Source organism: uncultured Psychrosphaera sp., assembly GCF_947500655.1.
GTDB lineage: Bacteria > Pseudomonadota > Gammaproteobacteria > Enterobacterales > Alteromonadaceae > Psychrosphaera.
Map to the genome: position 1 here is coordinate 71,142 of NZ_CANMSK010000008.1, position 22,789 is coordinate 93,930.

Below are 22,789 nucleotides of genomic sequence, written 5' to 3' on the forward strand. Positions count from 1 at the left end.
TTTTCCTTAGTTTTCTGACAATTGTTTTGGTGTAAACGCATCTGGTAATAACTCAGACACTGTCCATACTTTTTGTTTATTTTTGTGATTAACCGCTATGACTGGAGCATCGCTTGCAAAAAACTCTGAAATAACTTGTCTACAAGCTCCACACGGAGGCGTAACTTCATCTATTTCTGTATAGATAACGATAACTGTAAACTCTTGCTCACCATTAATAACTGCATTACTAATGCAATTACGTTCCGCACAAACCGTTAAACCGTAAGATGCATTTTCAACATTACAGCCTTTAACTATATTGCCACTTTTGGTCAACGCCGCTGCGCCAACATGGAACTTGCTATATGGTGCGTATGCTTTTGTATAAGCATCTTTTGCAGCCTCAATTAACTCAGCTGGAAGTTCAAATTTAGAGTCATTCATATTCATTAACCAGTTAATTTATTCATACTTACAATAGCATTGTTGACCATTTGGTCAAGTAAAATAAAGCATGTTTATTTATATTTTTTACATAAAAAAACCGCACTAAATAGTGCGGTTTTTAGGATTACAAATTAATCAAGCTTGATTAGAATTTGTAGTTAACACCAACTCTAATTTGCCATAATGACTGCGTTGCAAATGTTGTCTGCTCAGCATTCTCTGAATAAAATTCTTTGAAGTTATAACCTCCAGCATCATTAATTTCAGCTTCTACTACATTTTGGCCAACATAGTTACCTATGCGTTTAACACCCCACTCGTCGTTCAACATATTACCTAAGTTTTTAATAACAAAGTAAGCACTTGCTTTATGTCCACCAGTGAACGCTGGTAATTGCTGATCAATTCGGAAGTCTACGCGACTACTCCAATCCGCATTATGAGAGTTACGATCAATAATTTCACCACGAGTTAAGTCTTCATCTTTGATAAACTTATTGAATGCATCTAAATCAAAATCACTTTCATACGTTACATTAGGATCATTTTCTAATGGAACATATAGTAAATGACGAGTACTTGCATACTCAGTATCTCCAACACTTAAGCTATCAAATGTATAAGACATTGGACGCCCTTGCGTGTATGAACCAAATAAAGAAAAACTTGTTTTATAATTTTCAATTAGCTCTTTAGAGTAACGTAAATTAAACGTGAAGCGATGCGGTGTTTCATAGTTAGATGTAGAAAGACCCGGATCTTGTGCATCTGAAGTCGCAAAACCTGTAAAGTTAGAATACGATACCGAACTAGTCATTGGAGATACATCCTCTGACTTATTGAAAGCGTAACCAATATTGGCATCTAATCCAAAATCAAACTCTTTTTTCACTGCTACAGATATAGTAGTAGAACTACCATTTTCTTTAGCATTAGTTAAGATCAAATCACTTTTAAGGTAATTACGATATACATCACCATAATCATTTTCGCCAACTACAACATAATCATAAACCGCTCGTCCATCAAATAACTCAGTACGGTTTTCATCATCCCAACTAGCTGCTGTTATTATTGCGCTGTCTTGTTTTTTTGAATATAACAAGTCTGTTTGGATAACATAATCACCTTCAGTTATATACGTAAAACCGATGTTATATTTCCACTCAGATGGAATTTCAAAGTTTGGATCAATGGCGTTAACTGATGGTTCGTTACCTAAAGAAGGGTCATTACTTGCAACGTCATCAACTTGAGATTGTAATGCGTCATAAATAGGACGACCTTCTCCACTAAATAAACCATCTATTGGTGTACCGTCGTCATTTAATAAATATGTGTCTCTAAGATATGTATCAATATTCGTAACACCATCGTTTGAATATGAATTTGATAGCCAAACATTTGGATTACCGCCTGAGTAAAGACCAAAACCACCTCGAACTTCTAGGTTATCTTGAACACTCCAATTAAATCCAAAGCGTGGTTGGAATAAATCCTTACCATCTAGAGTATGATCATTTCTGTAACCATAACGTTCTTCAAATATTGCATTATAACGAGGAGTATCATCACTCGTATACCAATCATAGCGAGCACCTACGACGACTGTTAAATCGATATCGTCAAATACATATTCATCTTGAAGATAAGCTGCATGAGTAGCAAATTCAAAACTAGCAGCTGCATCATCAGGGTTATTTGTTCCAGCAGAGTTATTGTAATAAATATCATCGGCTAAACCAGCTTCATAATCATCTAAACTATTAAAGCGATATTCACCAACTGTATGCTGCATGAATAAGTTAAATACGCTTAAATTCTCATATTCATAACCACCAGAAATAGTATGGTTATCCATGTAGTATATACCTGAGAACTTGGCTGTTTGGCTATCCCAGTTCAACTCATTTGATTGACGAGAGTCATCAGGACCAATATATATTGAATTCCCGTTAATACCTTCAATTCGTACTTCACCAAAGCCACTATCAGCATCTATTGAACGTTGTGTATTATCTAGCTTAATTTTACCAATACGAACTTCGGTGCTGAAATCATCAGACCAGTCAGACCAAAGTGATGCAACCATTGAGTTTAATTCTGCACCTACTTTATAAAAGTGGTTAGATAACGTTACAGTATTATTATAATCGTCTGATTGATCTATACGGAAACCATCATTATAGTTATATACAAATGATGCGCGATGATCATCATTAATGTTCCAATCTAACTTAACCAATAATTTCTCATCGTCTACTGGAGAAGATGCTGGCATACCGCCTGGATCGTAATCGTACACATCTTTAGTTATAGCAATTGCTCTGTCTAAGTCAGCTTGAGAAATTTGATCTTCACCGAACCCGTTATATTGAAAAATTTGTACACTATCTAGTTTTTCATAAGCAGCATATAAAAATAATTCATCTTCAATTAAAGGTAAACCTATGTCGAACCCAAAACGAGTTTCAGTGTAATTGCCAGTTTCTACATCTTCACCGTCAATACTATCACCACGTAATTCATCGCTAGACATATCATAGAAAAAACTACCAGTAACTTCATTTGTACCAGACTTAGTTACCGCATTAATATTACAACCAGTAAAGCCACCATATTGCACATCAAATGGAGCAAGCTCTACAGTTATTTGGTCCAAGCTACTGAATGAAAATGGCATACGTACAGTCGGATATCCATTATTATTCAAACCAAAGCTGTCATTCATACGAACGCCATCAACAGTTAAGCTACTATAACGAGGGTTGCTACCAGCACATAATATAGCTTCTGCACCATTAGCTTCTTCAATGTTAATTCTAGGGTCAATACGCACTATATCTTTAATATCTCTATCAGCAGATGCTGCATTTTCGATATCTGCTAAATTAAAGTTAGACGCTGGACTAGTAGAACCCATTTCCATTGCACTAATAGGACTAGCAGTAATTTGAATAGTTTCAATTGAGCTATTTTCTAGCTTAAAGTTTAATTGTAGAGGCTCACCCAGCTTAATAAAAGCATCATCAATAACTCGATCCTGAAATTTATCAGAATCAACAACTATTTTATAAGGGCCCCCAACACGTAAGCCGTTGGCAGCAAAACCGCCACTTTCATTTACGGTAACAGCTTTGCTTGTACCTGAAGGAATATGAGTAACAGTTACTATAGTACCTACCGCTGCATTTCCTTGAGGTCCATTTACTACCCCTTTAATTGCAGAGGTTGTTGTATTAGCCATAGCAGCTGTTGATAAACCTAGAGCTAAGACTACGGCTCCGGCGATTTGTGAAAGACGATGATTTTTCATCTGATTTCCTTGGTTTAAGTTATTAATTTTTTGAATGATTATTATTATAAAAAGCAAACGGTAAAAAAGTTAACCATTTGCTCTGTTTTTCATTTCGAACGAAATTAAACCAGATTTTTGTGTAAGTTTCATTACAATTGACGACTCTTTTTATAAAAGTGTCGTTAATTAGAGATAATTACGGCCAAAACCGCTTGAATAAATAAATTTTATTCATTAAATACATAGGGTTAGATGGAATATAAATTAGTTCAGTTTATACATGAATTATTTTTCACCTTATACTCTAATTTAACAATATATAGTTTGATTTTTAATCTACAGGTTGTATTTTTTAACCTATAGATAAGTCCTGACCTTTTGGTCAGTAAATAATATCCAATATAAACAATACCTTAAAAACCTAACACCTTAAAACGTTCATTAAATATGGCTATAAATCTATAAAACATTCACTTTGTTCGTTCAGCTGTCTTTTAAATGTAACTATTACCATTTATAGTAACCTCTTAAAATATTCGAGGTAAGTTTTGCTAACTGTTAAAAGGTAAATGCACAAAAACTTACTACTTGGTCAATATTTATAAATATGCATTAAAAAACTTTTCAAATTATGCAGTATTTAATTAGAAGAATTTAGCGTTTGGATGATCACATGGCAGTAAATCAAACTAAAAAAAGCAGTAATATTCGCGTTCAAAGTCAACAAAAGATCCTTATTGCAGCCAGTACTGAATTTGTACTTCAAGGCTACAAAGGCGCGACGGTGCAATCTATTGCCGACCGAGCCGAATTACCTAAAGCCAATATTCTTTATTACTTTAAAAACAAAGAAAACATCTACCAAGCGGTGTTAGAACACACCTTAGAGATGTGGGACCAAGGTATTGGTGATCTTGACCCAGCCGATGGCCCAAAGCTCGCAATAGAAAAATTTATAGATGCCAAGGTACGCTTATCTTTTAATCATCCTGAATCTTCAAAAATATATGCAATGGAGATAATCCAAGGCGCACAACATTTAAAAGAATTTGCACGCACCTATTTAAGACAGTGGGTTAGAGAAAAAGCTAAGTTATTTCAACAATGGATTGATAATGGCGAAATGCAGGATGTTGACCCAGTACATTTGATATTCCTTATTTGGTCTTCAACGCAGCATTACGCTGACTTTGAAACTCAAATATTAACCATAATGAACCGAGCGGATTACGAAGATGATGACGTAGAAAATGTTATCAAATTTTTAACCGACATGATCTTACGTGGTTGCGGGTTGAAATAGACCATTATGAAAAACGTCCTTTTAATATCGATACTATTTATGCTGACCACAACTAAATTAGATGCAAATGAAATTTATGCTGGTGAAATTAGAGTGGCGACCTTTAATGTCAGTATGGAAGCGACGAACTATGCAAATGCTACCAAAGATAAAAAATCAGACGTATCGGGTCAAACTCTGGTTAATGCTTTAGCCACAGGTCATCAACAAATTAAAAACATTGCTGAAATTATCCAGCGCGTTAAACCAGATATTATACTGCTGAATGAATTCGACAATGCCAATAACAGTAATGTTAATGATCACGCTGCCTTATTAAGCTTTATTAAAGACTATTTGAATCAAAGCCAAAATGGGCAAAAAAGTATTGATTATAAATACTTTTATCAAGGGCCTGTAAACACCGGCGTTAATTCAAATCTTGATTTAGATAATAATGGTGAAAAAGGGCAGCTTCCGTCTGACGGTTATGGATTTGGTCACTTCCCCGGTCATTATGCCATGGCGTTATTATCTAAATACCCAATAAATACAGACAAAATTAGAACCTTCCAACATTTCAAATGGAAAGACATGCCAAATGCACTCCGCCCTTTTGACCCCGATACTAAGCAGCCTTGGTATAACGACAAGGTTTGGAATGAACTTCGTTTATCTTCAAAGTCACATTGGGATATTCCAGTTAATGTAAATGGAACTGAGTTACATATTTTAGCTAGTCACCCAACACCACCTGTATTTGATGGTAAAGAAGATAGAAACGGCAAACGTAACCACGATGAAATTCGCTTTTGGACAAATTATATAACGCCTAAAAATGCATCTTATATTTACGATGATCAAGGTAATAAAGGTGGACTTGTCGGCGATAAGTCATTTGTAATATTGGGAGATCTCAATGCATCAAATATGGAAGGCTCTGCTATTTATTCAGGTATTGGGGATTTGTTAAATCATCCAAATATCCAAGATGTGATGCCACAAAGTAACGGCGCACAGAAACATAGCGCTAACAGTAAAAAAAATAAGTTTGCCCAGAATCACACTGCATTTTGGCGCATGAGAGCAGATTACGTTCTCCCGTCAAAAAATGGTATTGAAGTAAAAGGCAGTGGCGTATTTTGGCCAACCAAACAAGAAGATACATATAGATTAATCAAGGATAGAAGCGCATCATCGGATCATAGATTGGTCTGGTTAGATTTACGTATTGAATCTACAAACTAAATTACCTTTAACGCCCTAATAATTCAGTGTATAAATATTGGAATATAAAATGAAAAAAATAATTTTAATCGCATGTCTTGCTCTACTGACAAGTGCTTGTAGCAACGAAAGTACAAGCACCGCACCTAAAAATATAATTATGGTTGTTGCTGATGGAACAGGACCTTCCTACACCACAGCATATCGTTATTATAATGATGACCCAACAACTGACGAGATTGAAGAAACGGTATTTGACCGTCACTTAGTTGGCATTGCAAGTACTTATCCTGCAAGGGAGTCTGGTTATATAACTGACTCGGCAGCAGCAGCTACCGCTTTAGCAGCTGGTGTTAAATCTTATAATGGTGCAATTGGTGTCGATGTTGATAAAAAGCCAGTTGAAACTGTTTTAGAATATGCAAAATTAATCGGTAAAAAAACAGGCGTTGTGGTTACTTCACAAATCAACCATGCAACGCCTGCCTCATATTTAGCGCATAACGAAAGCCGTAAAAACTATGATGCCATTGCCAACAGTTATATAGATGACGGTATTAAAGCCGACGTTTATCTTGGTGGCGGTTGGCAATATTTTATCCGTGATGACCGTAATATTGTTGAAGAGTTTAAGCAAGCAGGCTTTCATTACGTAGACAACTACGATCAACTAGCTGATATACCAGAGCAACCTTTATTCGGTTTGTTCGACAAAGTAGGTTTACCTTGGGCATTGGATGACACAAAGCACAACCGTTTATCTGTTATGACTGAAGCGGCAACTGGGTTGTTAGAAAACGACAAAGGCTTTTTTATGTTAGTTGAAGCTAGCCAAGTTGACTGGGCTGGACATAGTAATGACATCGCAGCAGCTATGGGTGAAATGACAGACTTAGCCATTACCATGGAATATTTAGAGCAGTATGTGAAAGATCATCCTGATACTCTAGTTGTAATGACAGCCGATCACAGCACAGGTGGTTTAACGGTTGCAGCAAATGGTAAATATGAATGGAACCCAGAGTACTTACGTACAATGACCCAATCACCTAGTGCAATCACCAAAATATTACTAGATTCAGACATTAACAAAACGTTAGTTGAAGAGTTACTTCACTTTACTATTACTGACGAAGAGTTAGTATTTTTGCAACAAGCTAAAGTTAAGAAATCATCTGATAAGAAAATTTATAAAGTAGTCAAAGCAATCATTGATCAACGTACTAACACAGGTTGGACAACGGGCGGTCATACAGGTCATGACGTTCAAGTATTTGCTATGGGCGCAGGTAGTGAAATGTTCAGAGGCAAAATCGACAACACTGACATTGCCAAGAAAATATTTACATTCTTAGGAAAGTAACTTTCCTGTAAGATCATTTAGAATAAATTAATACAAAGCAAAAGGGACGCATAAATATGCGTCCCTTTTTTAATACTTTCAACTCTGTAATGGCGTTACATTACGTACAAAATTATTACTCTAGTAGCTAATTTAAAGGCGACTGATGTTTAATTTAGAAACGTCCATTGAAAACAACAATGGTGACATAGTTTTAAGCTTAGCTTCATTCGACGGACAAGTAACGTTTTTCATATAATTACGTTTCCAAGGGTCATTTACCATCCAAATAGTATCGCCAATAATTCCCAGACCTTCTATGGAAGCATTGTCCATTTTATCCCAAACATCACAAGAACCGTCGCTCACATCAGTCGGCGCTAAAAAAGTTAAATCTATTATTTTTGTAGGTTGTTTCTTGGCTAAATCAATAACCCATAATTGGCTATCGTTTCTAGCAGCGGCAATTAAATAACCAGACTCTCCATTAACCGCAAGATAATCCATGCCATTAATTGGGTGATTGCCAGAAGTATGTTCTGGTAATGACAACTCAGGATCAGACACTTTTGCAAAGTCCTCGGTATTCCAAAAATCTTCATTTATCTGAACAGAAAAAATCCTCGCATTCTTATTTCTATCTTTCTCTAATCCTAAATATAATTGATTGTTTTGACCAAACGCTAAACCTTCAATTCCATCATTTGGAAAATCACCTACGTTAAATTTTGGCGCAAACTGTAATGGACGTATATGCGTTGCTTCAACCATATTGTTATCTTTTACTACTAAACGAACCAACAAAGTTGGGTAGTCAGTTGAACCAGAATTATTAAAACGTTGCATACACTCTTTTGATAAACCAGCGCCGCGTGTTGCATCTTCCGTCACAATAATAATTTCATTATCATTATTTGGATTCACCGCCAGCGCTTCATAGTCTGGCTCGCCAGATAAGTAATCGGCAAAACAGCCTTGTTGAAGTTCGTCAGACAAAGTTATTTGCATAGCCTCAGGCTCTAAAGCCGCTGAATTAGGATCAATTAGGTGTAACTGCTTTTGCTGTGAGCTGTCGGCACTGGCATCAGAAATTGACAATAATTTTCCACGCCAATGTTTTAATCCTGAGGTTTGTGGATCGAGCATAGCGCCACCATTTAACTCAGTGATCCACTTACCTTGTACCGTTTCTTTACTAGCTGCAATATTCTTTGTATCAGGGTTCTGCTCACTAGAACTTTCCATATTAGTGACGCTAACAAACACACCAAGCACAACCACTGCGCTAGCTAATAACCATGAATTAAGTTGTGTAGATTTCATTATGACTTTCCAATTAATTAATGCTGTATATGCACGATGTTTCCATCGTTTTATACAAAGTATATTTATGCATACTACACACTCCATCCTCATCAGAGAATAGGTAATTAAAACGGTAATAAAAATTATTAGTCAATAAACCTACTTTTTTTTGTTGTACTTTATTTGCTTAGTCCATTCTAATCGCGCCTTATTTTAAACCTACTAAATACAGCAAAATTACCAAGGAAAAACATTGAATAAGAACACACTTGAGAATGTACGCGCTTGTTACAACGTACGTCATTGGAGTCAAGGATACTTTGGCATAAACGACTCAGGTAACGTGTATGTGGCACCAAAAGTGGAAAGCCCAGAACATACCGTTGACTTAAGTACGATAGCTAAAATGATCCAAGACAAGGGCTTAACTTTGCCTGCTCTTGTGCGTTTTCCTCAAATTATTCACCACCGTGTACATAGTTTATGTGACGCGTTCAACAACGCCATTAAGTCATATAACTACCAAGAAAAATATTTGTTGGTTTACCCGATTAAAGTAAACCAACAGCGTGAAGTTGTGGATGAAATTCTAGCGAGTCAGCACAATCAAGAACACAAACAGCTAGGTTTAGAAGCTGGCAGTAAAGCTGAGTTACTAGCCGTATTAGCCTTGGCGGATAAAGCCTCGTCTGTAATTGTGTGTAACGGTTACAAAGACAAAGAATATGTTCGCTTAGCACTTATTGGTGAAAAGCTTGGTCATCAAGTTCATATCGTTTTGGAAAAAATGTCTGAACTAGAGATGATTTTATCGGAAGCTAAAAAACTTGGTGTTAAACCACGTTTAGGTATTCGCGTACGTTTAGCGTCGCAAGGTAAAGGTAAGTGGCAAGCCAGTGGCGGTGAAAAATCTAAATTTGGTTTATCCGCATCACAAGTTTTACACGTGGTTAAAGTATTAAAAGATATTAATATGTTGGATGCATTAGTCCTAGTGCATTTCCACTTAGGTTCACAAATGGCCAACATCCGTGATGTTAGGTTAGGCGTAAGCGAAGCTGCGCGTTTTTATTGTGAATTACGTAAACTTGGTGCAGGTATTACATGCATGGACGTAGGTGGCGGTTTAGCCATTGATTACGATGGTACTCGTAGCCAATCTCATAACTCAATGAACTACAGCTTAGCTGAGTACGCTAACAACATTGTTTACACAATTGGTGATACTTGCAAGACCTATGAAGAGCCTATGCCAATGATTATTTCTGAATCTGGCCGTGCTTTAACCGCACACCATGCGGTATTAATCTCTAACGTTATTGGTGCAGAATCGTATCAGCCTGAAGTATTGCCAGAGCCAGAAGTGGTTGCGCCTTTGTTATTACAAAACATGTGGAACTCTTGGTTGCAGTTAAGTCAGCGAATAGATGACCGCGCCTTAATTGAAATTTATCACGACACTCAAAGTGACATTGCCGAAGTACATACTCAATTTGGTATGGGCTTATTAAACTTGCCACAACGCGCTTGGGCAGAACAGGTTAATCTACGAGTATGTTACGAATTGCATCAATTAATGGACACCAAAAACCGTTTCCACCGTCCAATTATCGACGGTTTAACTGAAAAATTAGCAGATAAGTTCTTTGTTAACTTTTCTTTATTTCAGTCATTGCCAGATTCATGGGGCATTGACCAAGTATTCCCAGTGTTACCACTGACCAATTTGCAACGTTCACATGAAAAACGTGCGGTATTGTTAGACATCACTTGTGACTCAGACGGCACAATTGGTAGTTACGTTGACGGCCAAGGCATAGAAACAACTTTACCAGTTCCGGCTTGGAAAGAAGGTGAAGAATACTTATTAGGTTTCTTTTTAGTGGGTGCTTACCAAGAAATTTTAGGTGACATGCACAACTTGTTTGGTGACACACACAGCGCGGTTATTTTATTGGATGACGACGGTGAAGTTGATATCAAAGAAATAAACGAAGGCGACAGCGTAGCTGACATGCTGAGTTATGTGCATTTAGATGTGGATGTATTTACCGAAGCTTATGAAAGTTTAGTTAACACTAAATTACCAGAAAATGAGCGAGCACCAATTCTAGAAGAATTAGTTGCTGGCTTACGTGGTTACACATATTTGGAAGATTTTTAACATGACGGCTCTTGTTAACAACCTATTTAACCAAGTAGATAACTCTATCTATTCAAATGCCATGACCTTTATGCGTCAGCCATTAAGCTTTGACCCGTTAATGTCAGATGCCGACGTTGTGGTATTAGGTTTACCTTTTGATATGGCAACGTCTGGGCGCTCTGGCGCTCGTATGGGGCCAACCGCTATTCGCCAAGCGTCGGTGAACTTAGCGTGGGAAACAAAGAAATACCCTTGGACATTTTCTTTGTTTGACCATTTACGAGTTGTTGATGCTGGAGATTTAGTTTACTCAACCGGTGATGCTGACGAATTCACCCTAAAAGTAGAAGACGCTACCACACAATTACTTAATGCCAACAAAACTATATTGGCCTTAGGTGGCGATCACTTTGTGACTCTGCCTTTGTTACGTGCGTACAAAAAGAAGTTTGGCAAAATGGCATTAATTCATTTTGACGCTCATACCGACACCTACAATAACGGCAGTCGATATGATCACGGCACTATGTTTTACCATGCACCAAACGAAGGTTTAATAGACAAAGAGCATTCAATCCAAATTGGTATAAGAACCAATTACAAAAGCCAAAACCATGGCTTTAAAGTGATTGATGCCATGCAAGCCAATGACGACAGCGTTGAGCAAATAGTACAAACCATCAAACAAACCATTGGTGACTTGCCTGTTTATTTAACCTTTGACATTGACTGCCTAGATCCCGCGTTTGCACCAGGTACCGGCACACCAGTGTGTGGCGGTTTATCTAGTGATAAAGTATTGAAGATACTACGAGCATTGGCGGGAATAAACTTAGTTGGAATGGACGTAGTGGAAGTTGCTCCCGCTTATGACAGCGCGGAAATAACCGCACTTGCAGCCGCAACCATAGGTGTAGAGCTATTACATTTATGGACTGTAAAACACAAAAGCCCGCTGTAAAGTGGGCTCTTGTTATAAATTTGTGGGGTAATAAAAACGCATAAGCTGCGCTTATTTATTGCCCCATCTTTATTGCCCCATGATTTTTAGTGCTAAATAAGGCGCGACCATGAAATCAGGGGCTGTTTATCTTTCATTTTTTGCAACGCTGGCGGCTATTTGTTGCATCCAGCGAGGCAGAAGACTCGCAAATAGTGGTTCTATTTAAGTGTCTGATAACGAAGTTGGGGTGACAAATAGACCCAGCCCTTCGGGTTGAGGTTAAATTATCCCCACTCTTTGTTATAAACATACTTATTTAATCCATTAAACCTCGATGTTTATGCCGCGATTGGGAATAATTTTCCACTCAACGTTGCCTAAAATGAAAGACAAACAGCCCCTCATGTCGCTATTTTATAATTACTTAAGAAATTAAAGTAAGTGGAATTCAGCTCGGTTTCATCAACACCAAATAGCTTGCTGTGAATGTAAAATATAGGCTTTCGCAAAAATGCTAAAAACATAGTCGCCAAGAAAAGGTAGCCAATATTGATCACTGACGCCCAGCCTAATAATTCAGTTAGTTGTTCAATTGTCATCACGTTAATGCCCTCTTAAACTCATGTGTTTTTAGTTAGTGCTACACTAGTAAAAACATGAAGTATAACTAAATAAAACCTATTAAAAATATACACTATTAGTGAGGTTTAAATCCAATTATCTTAACGCTTTACGACAAACCTAACTTGAAAAAATTTGCGTTCCCCCCATTAAAACGATGATCACCGCGCCAATCAATACGGGAGTTACTACCCAGGAAATTACAAAAGAAAATACTTTTTACAGGATGCTATTTGTATTATGAAAAAAGGGCTATAAACAGCACATATGTTACTGGCGATTATTCCTCCACAATCAAATGTATACAAATACTAAAAGCGTATGAGAAGTAAAAAATAATATATGAAATATCAATTGGTTAAAATAAACGATTTAGTTTTCGGTTAACTGCACTATTTGTCTCACAAACTACACCTAAGCTTAAATTTCAGCGTTTATCTTTATTACTTCAAGGTAGATATTTACGTTATATCCTATTCCTTCTCACAACTAATACTTCGCATTAGTTATATCTATATCATTGAATAATCAATGCACTATTAAAGAGCCTATCTTAGAACCGTCAGTTAATCTGTTGTTATTAATAACTTTGTTCTGTCACAAAATTCATTTAGTATTAAGAAGAATAATTCAACAGAAAAATAGAGTCCAGCGCGCATAATTTATGACAACTGGATAGGCACGTGTACGTAGTTATTTAATGGATTTTTATCCGTTAAATAACTACTTAATATATAAAATTCAAAGAGTCTTAAACCATGTCACTTTTTAAAAAGATTTTTCTATTGTCGTCATTAATGCTAGTGCTTCTTTCTGGTATTTTAACGACTGTTGCTATTTATAACATTAACCAACAAACTCATACTTCTATTGCCAATAATTTGATCGATACTGGATCAATTAATGCGGCTCGTTTATCTGATTGGCTGGACGTAAAACGTAACGGAATAACGGCATTAGCAGATGCGATTCAGGGGTTATCGGATCCTGATGAAATTGCCGTCATGTTGAAAACAGTCATGACAAGTTCTTCATTGTCGTTAGCCTATTACGGTACTGAAGATACCGATATGTATAGAATACAAGGTCTAAATACTGTCGCCGGTTATGACCCAAGAGTAAGAGGTTGGTACAAAATGGCGATAGCAAGTAATAGTGTTATTACTACTCCACCGTTTACTTCAGCTTCTACTGGTAAAGTCGCGGTAGGTATCGCAAAAAAAATTGAAACTAATGGCCAGCTTGTCGGCGCTGTTGGTGGTAATGTAAATTTAGATTATCTCGCAGACACCATTACAAAACTCAATGTACCAGGTGATGGTTTCTCTTTTATTGTCGCTGACGACGGTACCATTATTGCTCACCCACAAGCAGATCTAAATACCAAACCTATTACAGAGTTAGACTCAGATCTAACGATAGATATGTTAAAAGATACCAGCTTGAACAATAAAATAGTGGAATTGGAGTTTAATGGTAACGACTATTACGCCTCAAAAACACGCCTAAACAATACCAACTTTTACCTTGTAATGGCGGGTCAACAATCTGTTTTATTCAAACCTGTTCGTGACTTAATGACCTTCCTTATTATTGTTGCTGTTATCTTGATTGCTGTTTTCCTATTTTTTGCCTTAAGTGGTATTAAGATATTTCTTGCTAGTTTGATGACGGTATCTAATGCGTTGCAAGTAGCGGCAGAAGGAAATGGTGATTTAACACGACGTATTCCGGTAAATTCTAAGGATGAGATTGGTCAACTCGCGAGTAATTTCAATAACTTCTCAGAACACCTACAAAGCATGTTATTGGAAATCGCTGACGTTACTAAAGTACTAACAAAAGAAGCAAGTAACATTGCTTACTCTGCATCTGAACAGATAAAAAGTAGTAAGGTACAACAAGATGAAATAACTATGGTGGCGACTGCGGTGACTGAAATGTCATCAGCAACAAATGAAATTGCAGCACACGCAGAGAAAACGGCGGAAACATCTAATAATTCAGTTGATATTAGTAGTCAAGGACAAAAGATTGCAGCCAGTTGTGAAGTATCAATTAATGAATTGTCCAGTGAAGTAAATAGTGCAGCAAGTATTATTACTCAGTTAGATCAACAAAGCTTACAGGTTAATTCTATTGTTGAAACTATTCGTAGCATTGCAGATCAAACAAATCTATTAGCATTAAACGCGGCTATTGAAGCAGCCCGAGCGGGTGAGCAAGGTCGAGGGTTTGCGGTTGTAGCAGATGAGGTCCGAGTATTATCGCAACGTACTCATCAATCTACGGAGGAGGTTTCTTCTATGCTCACCTCTTTTAATAGTACTATTTTGACTGCTGTTGAGTCGATGGAAAACTGCAATAAATTGGCTATATCCAGTGTAGATAATGCCACAGAAACAAATCATAGTTTTGTTAAAATAAAAGCCGCAATCCAAGAAATTAATGATATGTCCACGCATATTGCTACAGCTGCCGAAGAACAGAATCAGGTGACAGGCGAAGTTGCAAAAAATACGGAATCAATTAAAAATGTATCATTAGATTTTCTGAAAAGTGCGGAAAATGGAGCTGAACAATCTCAACATTTAAATCAATTAGCAGGTGATTTAGAAAGGTTATTAGCCAAATTTAAATTACGTTAGTGAACACTAATTAACATTATATTATGACTTAAAGCGCACTGTAAAAAATAGCAGCTGGTGTTATTTTTTACAGTACCTTTATTGTTAAAGGCTTAGTTGTATTAAGTATTAAAGCTAAACAAAAGAGATTTGTTGAAAATGCGGATTCTCGATACCTACCTCTAACATGGCAATTCCAGCCAATGTTATTAGTGTTTCACTGTCATCAACATCTACTTTGATGCATTCTTTACGATCATCATTGTATTGGGTATCAAGGGCAATGCCCTCAATAACCGCACCGGTTTTTAATGTGATCTTAACCGGATATCGATACATGCAAACTATTTCAACATAGTCATACTCATTACAACTTATCATCAATATTTTTAACTTTTGTTTTTTACTAACGGTTGCTTTCTAATTGGTTAGCAATTTCAATAAGATCTTTGCCCGTTAAATCTGGCTTATCAGCTAACGGATAAAGCGCTTTACCTGGACGTAAAATAAACGCGGTTTTCCAACCTGCTTTATCAGCACCAGCAATATCCCAAGCATGTGCAGCAATTAACATTGCGTCTTCAGGGGCAACTTTCATTTCTTTTTGTGCCCACTCATATACTCTTAAATCTGGTTTAAAAATACTTAAATTTTGTACCGTTAATGACCCATCAAAATACTGAGCTAAATCAGAGTTTTTAAGCTGAGCAGCAATACCCGCATCAGACGAATTAGTTAATGTGATCATGGTATAACCCATAGCACGGATTTTCTTTAACCCTTCAACCACATCTTTATGCGGTTCTAAATCTCTAAACGGTGTTAAAACAGCAGTACGTGCTTGCTCTGGAGTTAGCTTTATATTCTGCTGATTGGCAATCATCTCTAACGACGCAATACCAATTTCACCAAAGCTATTATATTCACCCATTACATTACCCACCAAAGAATAATGCAACATAGTTGTGAACCAATAAGGCACAAGTTCATCACGTCCACCTAGCGCTTTAGACACCGACTTTCCTACATTACCTAAATCAAGTAAGGTTTCATTAACATCAAAGAAGATCACCTTAGGTTTTAACTTAGCATCTGTCTCTGGAGATGAGTCTTGTGAGTGTGCTTCACCTGATAACAAGCTTATTGACATCAGCAAGCTCATAATAAAAGTTTTAGTGCGGATCATTGTGAAATTTCCTATAAAAAGTTTCTGTGAATTAATTAGCATCTCTAGTTACAGACCATTCAATACCAATTAAAATTTCAATTTTTATAATACATTTGAAGTTAGCGTAAAACTAAGTTGATCAGCCGAAGAAAGTGGCTACTCACCCTATTCAGGTTATTGATTTGTTGAAAATAGTTAATAAACGTCGAAAAAAGAATATTGTTGGTCATCACTGTAAACTTATTAGTTATAAGCCTTCCATACATAAAGCCACTTTCTCACTTGCGTCTTCTAGCAAGCTAACGACTTTCTCTAGTGCGATAGTTCCGGCCTCTATATCAGACTGCATCAGAGCTTCAACCTCCGCCGCACTTTCAAATACATTAGCACCTTCAGAGATAGTGCTTATTGATAAATTACGATAGCGCTCTGGATAATCCGCAATAGAATAATAAGAACAATCAGCCATTTGTTCCGTGGTATTAGTAACAATAAGATTTAAATCCTTGAGAGATAAATCTGGCATTCTGTTCATTACATTTTTTCGCAGTAACGGTGTCATCGACTTTATATAGCTAGCAATATACAAATCTTTTGTTGTATTGGGTTCCGCAGACACAGCAAAGCCATAAATTAAAAGTACGAATAACATTAGTTTTTGCATGTAATTTCCCTGTGACAATAGCAGATTACGCTTGGCACAATTTAATTTAACTTATTTTAACCTAACAAAAAGAAAAGATGGGAAATTCAGAAGAACGCCAATAGTTAAAGATTAATTATTGGCGCTAGCTCTTGCTAGGCTTTATTAGTTACCTAATTGATCCATAAGGCCTTTGGTCATATTTTCAACCACTTTCTTTTGTGCAAGTGCCGCATTTTTACACTCTTCTGTATTTGTATCCTTTCCTTCCATCATCAGTTTAGTACATTCTAAAGAGACCTCAGTTAATAACTCTTGGTCTTCTACCAAGTCTTCAACACTAGGTGTTCCACAAGCCGTTAACAATAATGCGAATGGTGCTATAAGTAACAATTTTTTCATTTTACATCTCCTCGCCCTAAAAAAAACACAGACATTAAACTCGGACGAATAAAAGCCTAACGACAAAATAACAGGCTATAGAATAATTAGCTTACATTGCTAAAAAATGTAAACGAACTACTTAATTCAAAAAATTTTTTCAGTAACAGCAATAACTTATCAGCTGTTACTGAGATAAACAACGAGTTTTTATTTTATGAATAATAGCTATTGCCAGAAAACATTGAGACAACACCCAATTGAGAATCATTTGCATTTGAGGTTTTATTGTTCTACATTCAGCACTTGTGTTGCACAAAATGGATTTCTTATTTATGAAGAAAATAAATATCGTACGCATCGTTATTCTTTTATTAATAACAATGAGTAGCATAGCTATAGGTAGTGACAGTAGTATTGGAAGTAATGCAGGTATTGGGTATGACAGTACGCCGAACGAATATGAGCATCTACTCACCTACCTAATCTTCGACCTATTAGTATTAGGCATACTGTTTGTTATTTACCGAGTGTTTTACAAGCTAAAAATGAAGACTTAAGCCTTACTTTGCACTTTTCTTTTTGAGCTTTTCTCTCTTCGCTTTTTTATGTAAATACTCCATAGGCAAAACGAACGACATCACCCAAATTGCAATTGTTATAATCCCTTTATAAAAGTCATCTAATTGAACTAGCGGCATGATAGTGTTTGTAGAGAGGACAGCCATTATAAAACAAGCTAAACCAACAAGTATCGGCATTATTACAGTCTGGAACATCATTACCCTTTTATTTTAAATGCTGCTTTCAGCAAACAGTCTGCAGTATGGCAATGCAACCGAATGAAATCAACATCCCCAAACAGATAGCCTGTCGATTTCAGCAATTAAAATATTAATTAACGGGTATTTTATTTTGCTCTGATGTTTTATTTATATAAGCACTGTTGCACGTTGGCTTGAATATACTTAACGATAGACGGCACGTTATAATTTTTTAAATAATTAACTCCGCACTTTTCAAGACATTGGTACGTAATTGATACCGCAGCATCACCACCAGAATGTATAGTTTCGTGAAAACCAAGAATAACCATCTGCTTTTGCTTATTAGTTTGATCAAAATCAGTTCTTGTTATGAAAATTGGATTTTCATTAAGGCTATATTCAACGATCGTGGATACAGGAACCCATTTTTTATCAATCACTGATGGGTAATTTAAACCAACGTATTCCTCACCGGGGCGCTCTAGAGTGAACCCCAAGCAAAAGGCCTTTTCAGGAGTTAATTGGATATTGGAAGAAGTTACGCTAGCCAAGCTAGGGAAACTTAATAAAGATAACAAAATTAGAATATTCCGCATGAACTTCCCCTTTGCTTATAACGAGGTTGTAGAATTACTCCAACAACTCAAATTGATGAAAAACCGAGTTTCTGTAACAAATGCTAAGCGCTTTTCTTACACTAGGCAATGAATTTGAACCCCATAAAGCCGGCCGTTTTTCTTAAAACAGGGTTATTCTACGGCCTCAACGCTGTTTTAAGGCCATTAAAACACTGTTTTTATAACTTTTCCTACGCCTTCGATTAATTCTAAAGCATCATCTTTTGTTGGTTCTCTTTCCTTTGGATGATCACACAAGTTTCTTAAGTCACCTAGATGTTGTACGAACCGCCACTTAGGTGTATCAATAATTTCATTTTCTTTTAGCATTTGATAAAAGTCAGAAATTGATGGATGTTTTTTTCTTGATTTTAAACTGTGTGTTTCACATACATGGCCAAGGTGTTTTTCTAATACAACGCCTGCTATTGCACCTGCACCACGAATAAATCCTTTATTTGATAACTCTTTAGCTGCTTCAAGCTCTGAATCAAAAAGGTCAGATTGTAAAACTTCCTGTATATCAAATAGTTTACTCTCGAACCTTTTACTAACAGCAGCGAGTATTGTGTTTTGCATCTCCATCTTGCCGATAGCTGATGATTTGTCAGCAACAACTGTTTGTTGATGACCTTTTGTCGTTCTAACTCCTAGTAAATAATCAGAAATGCCATATGTTAGAAAATCTATTTCTTTACGCTTTTCTTGTTTGTATTGTTTAATGAAGTCATCGACTCTGTCTGGTAATAACTGCTTTATTACTACCAAGGCTTCGGAGTACCATGAATCATAAGTTCGGTTGAAATTGGGAAGCTTTGTACCTTTTTCCTTGAGGTCTTCTTTGAAATCATCAGGTAACCCTCGAGTTTCATCAATCATTGCTAAATAAAGATTGAGACCTCTTTCTTTAAGCTCAGAGAGTTCTTCTTTCATTGACTCGATATTTGATTTCATGCGGCTAGATTCCTTGGCCTTATAACGCTTAATATAACCAGAAAATACGAGCGTCTTGGCGAAGCCAGCGAGTGTTTTTCTGGTTGATGTTTTTGTTAGGTGCGTTGTTAATTCCAATGTGCTTTGACATACTTTAATTCACCTTGGTTTTCAGTGATGTAGTTGGTTTCGCCAACTTTAAATTCGACATTAGCCAAAAAAAGCACTCCATTATTTATTGTGTTAACTCTAATTTCTACTAGTCCGGTTTTGCTCATACTTAGAACTTTTAATTTTAGGCCAACAAGTGGATCCCAATCTTCTGGTGCAACAATAAATGAGGTAGTAAAGTCGTTGCCCTTAACTGCTACGCTTTTTACGTCATAATTTTGGAACCCATGAAGTTCAAGTGTGAATGTACTTGTATCATTTCGAAATAATGACCAAATCAAAAGTAAGCTTACAGCTACCCCAAAAAAGACAACCAAGTGTTTAAGGTTTCTCATAGCACCTAACAATTTAATAGTGAGCGATTGGGTCGTTTTTCTACCAAAAAGTTTCTCACTTTCATATTTACTTTATTAATAACAAATTAATTAAGCCCTTGCCAGTTCTAAAGTTAATAGAAATAAAGTTAACTGGTCTTAGGTGATAAACGAGCGATTAGGTCGTTTTCCTGACTATAGGAGAAAGTAGAAGAAGCCTGTTTGAATACACAGTTAAACTTATGCTAGATAATGAACCATCTGACTCGCTCTGCTTTTATTCTCCATCTAAATATTCCTGAGATAAAATAAGTTTTCCAAAGTATGAGACAGGACGTCGAGTAAGGGATGGTGTTCAGGGACGAATGTTCATCCCGTCTTTGAGGATAAAACTTAATTTTATAGAAGATAAGAATATTGGTTGGAAGCGGCCTTTTTGGGTTACGTTTTTGGGCTGTTGCAAAAAGGTCACTCGCCGAGGGGCGAAATAAATCCAACCATTTCCACAATGTAATAGTTAAAAAGTATGGCCTAAGCTTTAAATTTTAAGTCTTTGCTTTAGTCCTAAAACAAAAAACTACGTTTTTGCGCAACTAAAACCAACCGAAGGCAATACAGCTAACTAGCCTGCGGCCTTTTCCCCAACTTACGCTGCAAGGTTCTACGATGCATGCCTAACTGGCGAGCGGTTTCTGAAATATTACCTTGGTTCATTTTTAATACTTGTTGGATATGTTCCCATTCCATTCGTGCTGGTGACATACTTGTTTCAAGTGAGTCGTGCTGTGTTTCCCCGTGTTTTAACTCACGCTGTGATCTACGGTTTGTTCTACCATTTAAGCAGCCATCCGCTCTGTCATTTGAGCCGCCATTTAGCGCTGCCAATAAACTAGCGCCATCTATTGGTTTGGATAAGTAGTCGTCCGCACCAGATTTTATTGACTCAACCGCGGTGGCGATACTGGCGTATCCCGTTAGCAGAATAATACGGCTGCTGGGTAATAGCTGTCTTAGTTGCGGTAAAATATGGATGCCGTTGTCGTCACCCACTTTCATGTCTAACAATACGTAATTGGGGTTAACGCTTTCGGCTAAACTAAGACCTTGTGAGGTGCTGTTGGCGATACTAACTTGATAGTCATGACGCTCTAAACGGCGAGCTAAAATAGCAGCAAAGCTTTCGTCATCTTCAATGATCAATAAGCGGTTATTATTACTTTGGCTGTCATTTTGAGTATCACTCATTAATTACACCTTGGGTTTGCTCTTGATAAAAAGCGGGTAAGGTAACTTCTGCAACCGCACCGCCTAACTCGTGATTATACAGTTTTAAACGTCCGCCCAATTTATTCAGCGTCACATGAGATAAAAACACTCCCATACCTAAGCCGTGTTTACTGTCCACCAGCTCACTACCGAGTTGCAATAAAGTGTCGTTAGCAAAGCCAAGGCCGTGATCTCGGATAGAGATAACCAATTCACCATTATCCAAACGTGGGGTAATTAACACTTCTACACTCTCAAGCCTTTGGTCTGAAAGCTCGCTGGCGCTGTTAGCACTATTAGCAACAGCTGCATTTTGAATAAGGTTTAACAAAGCAGGGATTAATATAGGCTCTACAACCAAGAATAAATGTTCAACAGCGGACACGTGCCAATCTACTTTGGCGCTAGGGAAACTCAGTTGAACTTCTTCTCGTAAGTTACTTATCAAGTCTTGTACTGACAGAGTTTGTTTTGAACTAGTTTTCACTTGTTCTGCCATCGTTCTAAAGTCGTCTAAATGACGACGACAATCATTTAATTGCTCATCTAATTGCTTGATCAGCATAGCGTCGTAAGATTGAATTTCTTGTAGCTCTTCTGACACTAAATGCGCAGTAGCCAAAGGCGTTGCTAATCTGTGGGCAAATTGTGCTGCCGCCGCACCTAAAGACAATAATTGCTCTTGGCGCAATTGTTCTTCTCTTTGTTTGCTCGCTAATTGCTCTTGTTTATTCATCGCTTTAATTAAAGACGTAACAACCAAAACCACCACCGCAGCGGATAATAAAAAGTTAAACCACATGCCCAACAAATGTTGTTCCATGTTCATATGGTGAAGGTCGTGTGGGCTTAATATTAACAATAAAGCGAAATAGGCACTGATGGCTAACATAGTAACAGCTAGCGATAAATGTTTAGGTAAGGTTACCGCTGCAATCGCGATTGGCAGTAATAACAAGGAGACAAATGGATTAGACGCGCCACCACTAAAATATAATAAAGCGGTTAAAAACAGAATATCCATGACCACTTGCATAAAGTAGGCATTTGAACTGACATTTCTATTGGTTTGATAAATATACATAAACATCAAGTTTAATGATGTTTCCAGTGCGACAATTACGTATAAGTTAAAAAAGGGCAGTGACAACTCAGCCCAATATTGCGACAACAAAATAGCCATGATCTGCAACGCAATAAACGAGAATCGCGCGGTAATTAATGGCCTAATATGTTGACTACTTTTTATGGTTTGCATTTAAACACGCTTGTTATTGTGCGGATCAGTATAATGGCTGATTGTATTATA

The 22,789-nt window shown here is 36.9% G+C and carries 19 protein-coding genes; 6 read left to right on the plus strand and 13 right to left on the minus strand.

Translation table 11 applies throughout. The annotated features are described in order from the left end of the window. Positions 1 to 6: 6 nt before the first annotated feature. A complete protein-coding gene (locus Q0940_RS08755) occupies positions 7 to 426 on the minus strand; it encodes a cytidine deaminase (protein WP_299267135.1) in 420 nt (139 codons plus the stop codon). A 148-nt stretch (positions 427 to 574) separates the two neighbouring features. Further along, the gene (locus tag Q0940_RS08760) at positions 575 to 3,745 is read right to left on the minus strand and encodes a TonB-dependent receptor (RefSeq protein WP_299267138.1); all 3,171 of its coding nucleotides are present in this window, start codon (positions 3,743 to 3,745) and stop codon (positions 575 to 577) included. Positions 3,746 to 4,400: 655 nt separating this feature from the next. Between Q0940_RS08760 and Q0940_RS08765 the strand changes: the two genes are divergently transcribed. Genes Q0940_RS08765 through Q0940_RS08775 form a run of 3 tightly spaced genes read left to right on the plus strand, consistent with a single transcriptional unit; the run spans position 4,401 to position 7,599 of the window. Next, complete coding sequence (locus Q0940_RS08765) at positions 4,401 to 5,030, plus strand: TetR/AcrR family transcriptional regulator (protein WP_299267141.1); 630 nt, start codon at positions 4,401 to 4,403, stop codon at positions 5,028 to 5,030. Between the two features lie 6 nt (positions 5,031 to 5,036). Beyond that, the gene (locus Q0940_RS08770) at positions 5,037 to 6,257 is read left to right on the plus strand and encodes an endonuclease/exonuclease/phosphatase family protein (RefSeq protein WP_299267144.1); all 1,221 of its coding nucleotides are present in this window, start codon (positions 5,037 to 5,039) and stop codon (positions 6,255 to 6,257) included. Between the two features lie 49 nt (positions 6,258 to 6,306). Then, complete coding sequence (locus Q0940_RS08775) at positions 6,307 to 7,599, plus strand: alkaline phosphatase (RefSeq protein ID WP_299267147.1); 1,293 nt, start codon at positions 6,307 to 6,309, stop codon at positions 7,597 to 7,599. 132 nt (positions 7,600 to 7,731) lie between these two features. On the opposite strand, the gene Q0940_RS08780 is transcribed toward Q0940_RS08775, so the two are convergent. Beyond that, positions 7,732 to 8,901, minus strand: a complete 1,170-nt coding sequence (locus Q0940_RS08780; protein ID WP_299267150.1) for an esterase-like activity of phytase family protein — start codon at positions 8,899 to 8,901, stop codon at positions 7,732 to 7,734. Between the two features lie 235 nt (positions 8,902 to 9,136). Between Q0940_RS08780 and speA the strand changes: the two genes are divergently transcribed. Then, entirely contained in the window at positions 9,137 to 11,047 is a 1,911-nt protein-coding gene (gene speA / locus Q0940_RS08785) for a biosynthetic arginine decarboxylase (RefSeq protein WP_299267153.1), read from the plus strand. Position 11,048: 1 nt separating this feature from the next. After that, positions 11,049 to 11,990 (plus strand): agmatinase, encoded by a 942-nt coding sequence (gene speB, locus Q0940_RS08790; RefSeq protein WP_299267155.1) that lies wholly within the window; start codon positions 11,049 to 11,051, stop codon positions 11,988 to 11,990. 383 nt (positions 11,991 to 12,373) lie between these two features. On the opposite strand, the gene Q0940_RS08795 is transcribed toward speB, so the two are convergent. Continuing rightward, entirely contained in the window at positions 12,374 to 12,571 is a 198-nt protein-coding gene (locus Q0940_RS08795; RefSeq protein ID WP_299267157.1) for a DUF6868 family protein, read from the minus strand. Positions 12,572 to 13,351: 780 nt separating this feature from the next. On the opposite strand from Q0940_RS08795, the gene Q0940_RS08800 reads away from it, so the two are divergent. Continuing rightward, positions 13,352 to 15,241 carry a methyl-accepting chemotaxis protein gene (locus Q0940_RS08800; protein WP_299267160.1) on the plus strand — a complete coding sequence of 630 codons (1,890 nt, stop codon included), beginning with the start codon at positions 13,352 to 13,354 and terminating at the stop codon, positions 15,239 to 15,241. Positions 15,242 to 15,355: 114 nt separating this feature from the next. Here Q0940_RS08800 and Q0940_RS08805 read toward each other — a convergent pair whose 3' ends face one another. The 9 genes from Q0940_RS08805 to Q0940_RS08845 form a co-directional block, all read right to left on the minus strand. Continuing rightward, entirely contained in the window at positions 15,356 to 15,601 is a 246-nt protein-coding gene (locus tag Q0940_RS08805) for a Rho-binding antiterminator (RefSeq protein WP_299267163.1), read from the minus strand. 25 nt (positions 15,602 to 15,626) lie between these two features. After that, a complete protein-coding gene (locus tag Q0940_RS08810; protein WP_299267166.1) occupies positions 15,627 to 16,406 on the minus strand; it encodes a haloacid dehalogenase type II in 780 nt (259 codons plus the stop codon). A gap of 229 nt (positions 16,407 to 16,635) precedes the next feature. Continuing rightward, positions 16,636 to 17,052 (minus strand): hypothetical protein, encoded by a 417-nt coding sequence (locus Q0940_RS08815; protein WP_299267169.1) that lies wholly within the window; start codon positions 17,050 to 17,052, stop codon positions 16,636 to 16,638. A gap of 144 nt (positions 17,053 to 17,196) precedes the next feature. Then, positions 17,197 to 17,433 (minus strand): EexN family lipoprotein, encoded by a 237-nt coding sequence (locus tag Q0940_RS08820; protein ID WP_299267172.1) that lies wholly within the window; start codon positions 17,431 to 17,433, stop codon positions 17,197 to 17,199. A gap of 907 nt (positions 17,434 to 18,340) precedes the next feature. Beyond that, positions 18,341 to 18,775 carry a hypothetical protein gene (locus tag Q0940_RS08825; protein ID WP_299267174.1) on the minus strand — a complete coding sequence of 145 codons (435 nt, stop codon included), beginning with the start codon at positions 18,773 to 18,775 and terminating at the stop codon, positions 18,341 to 18,343. Between the two features lie 186 nt (positions 18,776 to 18,961). After that, positions 18,962 to 19,750 carry a hypothetical protein gene (locus Q0940_RS08830; RefSeq protein WP_299267177.1) on the minus strand — a complete coding sequence of 263 codons (789 nt, stop codon included), beginning with the start codon at positions 19,748 to 19,750 and terminating at the stop codon, positions 18,962 to 18,964. A gap of 107 nt (positions 19,751 to 19,857) precedes the next feature. Further along, positions 19,858 to 20,235 (minus strand): hypothetical protein, encoded by a 378-nt coding sequence (locus tag Q0940_RS08835; protein WP_299267180.1) that lies wholly within the window; start codon positions 20,233 to 20,235, stop codon positions 19,858 to 19,860. Between the two features lie 597 nt (positions 20,236 to 20,832). Beyond that, a complete protein-coding gene (locus Q0940_RS08840) occupies positions 20,833 to 21,459 on the minus strand; it encodes a response regulator transcription factor (RefSeq protein ID WP_299267182.1) in 627 nt (208 codons plus the stop codon). Beyond that, positions 21,452 to 22,738: an ATP-binding protein gene (locus Q0940_RS08845; protein WP_299267185.1), complete on the minus strand. Its 1,287-nt coding sequence runs from the start codon at positions 22,736 to 22,738 to the stop codon at positions 21,452 to 21,454. The genes Q0940_RS08840 and Q0940_RS08845 overlap by 8 nt, the downstream gene beginning before the upstream one ends. Between the last annotated feature and the right edge of the window lie 51 nt (positions 22,739 to 22,789).

Excerpts from the sequence above, each read along its gene's own strand:
- Q0940_RS08755 (WP_299267135.1), bottom strand. The coding sequence starts at position 426 with ATGAATGACTCTAAATTTGAACTTCCAGCTGAGTTAATTGAGGCTGCA.
- Q0940_RS08760 (WP_299267138.1), bottom strand. The coding sequence starts at position 3,745 with ATGAAAAATCATCGTCTTTCACAAATCGCCGGAGCCGTAGTCTTAGCT.
- Q0940_RS08765 (WP_299267141.1), top strand. The coding sequence starts at position 4,401 with ATGGCAGTAAATCAAACTAAAAAAAGCAGTAATATTCGCGTTCAAAGT.
- Q0940_RS08770 (WP_299267144.1), top strand. The coding sequence starts at position 5,037 with ATGAAAAACGTCCTTTTAATATCGATACTATTTATGCTGACCACAACT.
- Q0940_RS08775 (WP_299267147.1), top strand. The coding sequence starts at position 6,307 with ATGAAAAAAATAATTTTAATCGCATGTCTTGCTCTACTGACAAGTGCT.
- Q0940_RS08780 (WP_299267150.1), bottom strand. The coding sequence starts at position 8,901 with ATGAAATCTACACAACTTAATTCATGGTTATTAGCTAGCGCAGTGGTT.
- speB (WP_299267155.1), top strand. The coding sequence starts at position 11,049 with ATGACGGCTCTTGTTAACAACCTATTTAACCAAGTAGATAACTCTATC.
- Q0940_RS08795 (WP_299267157.1), bottom strand. The coding sequence starts at position 12,571 with ATGACAATTGAACAACTAACTGAATTATTAGGCTGGGCGTCAGTGATC.
- Q0940_RS08800 (WP_299267160.1), top strand. The coding sequence starts at position 13,352 with ATGTCACTTTTTAAAAAGATTTTTCTATTGTCGTCATTAATGCTAGTG.
- Q0940_RS08805 (WP_299267163.1), bottom strand. The coding sequence starts at position 15,601 with ATGATAAGTTGTAATGAGTATGACTATGTTGAAATAGTTTGCATGTAT.
- Q0940_RS08810 (WP_299267166.1), bottom strand. The coding sequence starts at position 16,406 with ATGATCCGCACTAAAACTTTTATTATGAGCTTGCTGATGTCAATAAGC.
- Q0940_RS08815 (WP_299267169.1), bottom strand. The coding sequence starts at position 17,052 with ATGCAAAAACTAATGTTATTCGTACTTTTAATTTATGGCTTTGCTGTG.
- Q0940_RS08820 (WP_299267172.1), bottom strand. The coding sequence starts at position 17,433 with ATGAAAAAATTGTTACTTATAGCACCATTCGCATTATTGTTAACGGCT.
- Q0940_RS08825 (WP_299267174.1), bottom strand. The coding sequence starts at position 18,775 with ATGCGGAATATTCTAATTTTGTTATCTTTATTAAGTTTCCCTAGCTTG.
- Q0940_RS08830 (WP_299267177.1), bottom strand. The coding sequence starts at position 19,750 with ATGAAATCAAATATCGAGTCAATGAAAGAAGAACTCTCTGAGCTTAAA.
- Q0940_RS08835 (WP_299267180.1), bottom strand. The coding sequence starts at position 20,235 with ATGAGAAACCTTAAACACTTGGTTGTCTTTTTTGGGGTAGCTGTAAGC.
- Q0940_RS08840 (WP_299267182.1), bottom strand. The coding sequence starts at position 21,459 with ATGAGTGATACTCAAAATGACAGCCAAAGTAATAATAACCGCTTATTG.
- Q0940_RS08845 (WP_299267185.1), bottom strand. The coding sequence starts at position 22,738 with ATGCAAACCATAAAAAGTAGTCAACATATTAGGCCATTAATTACCGCG.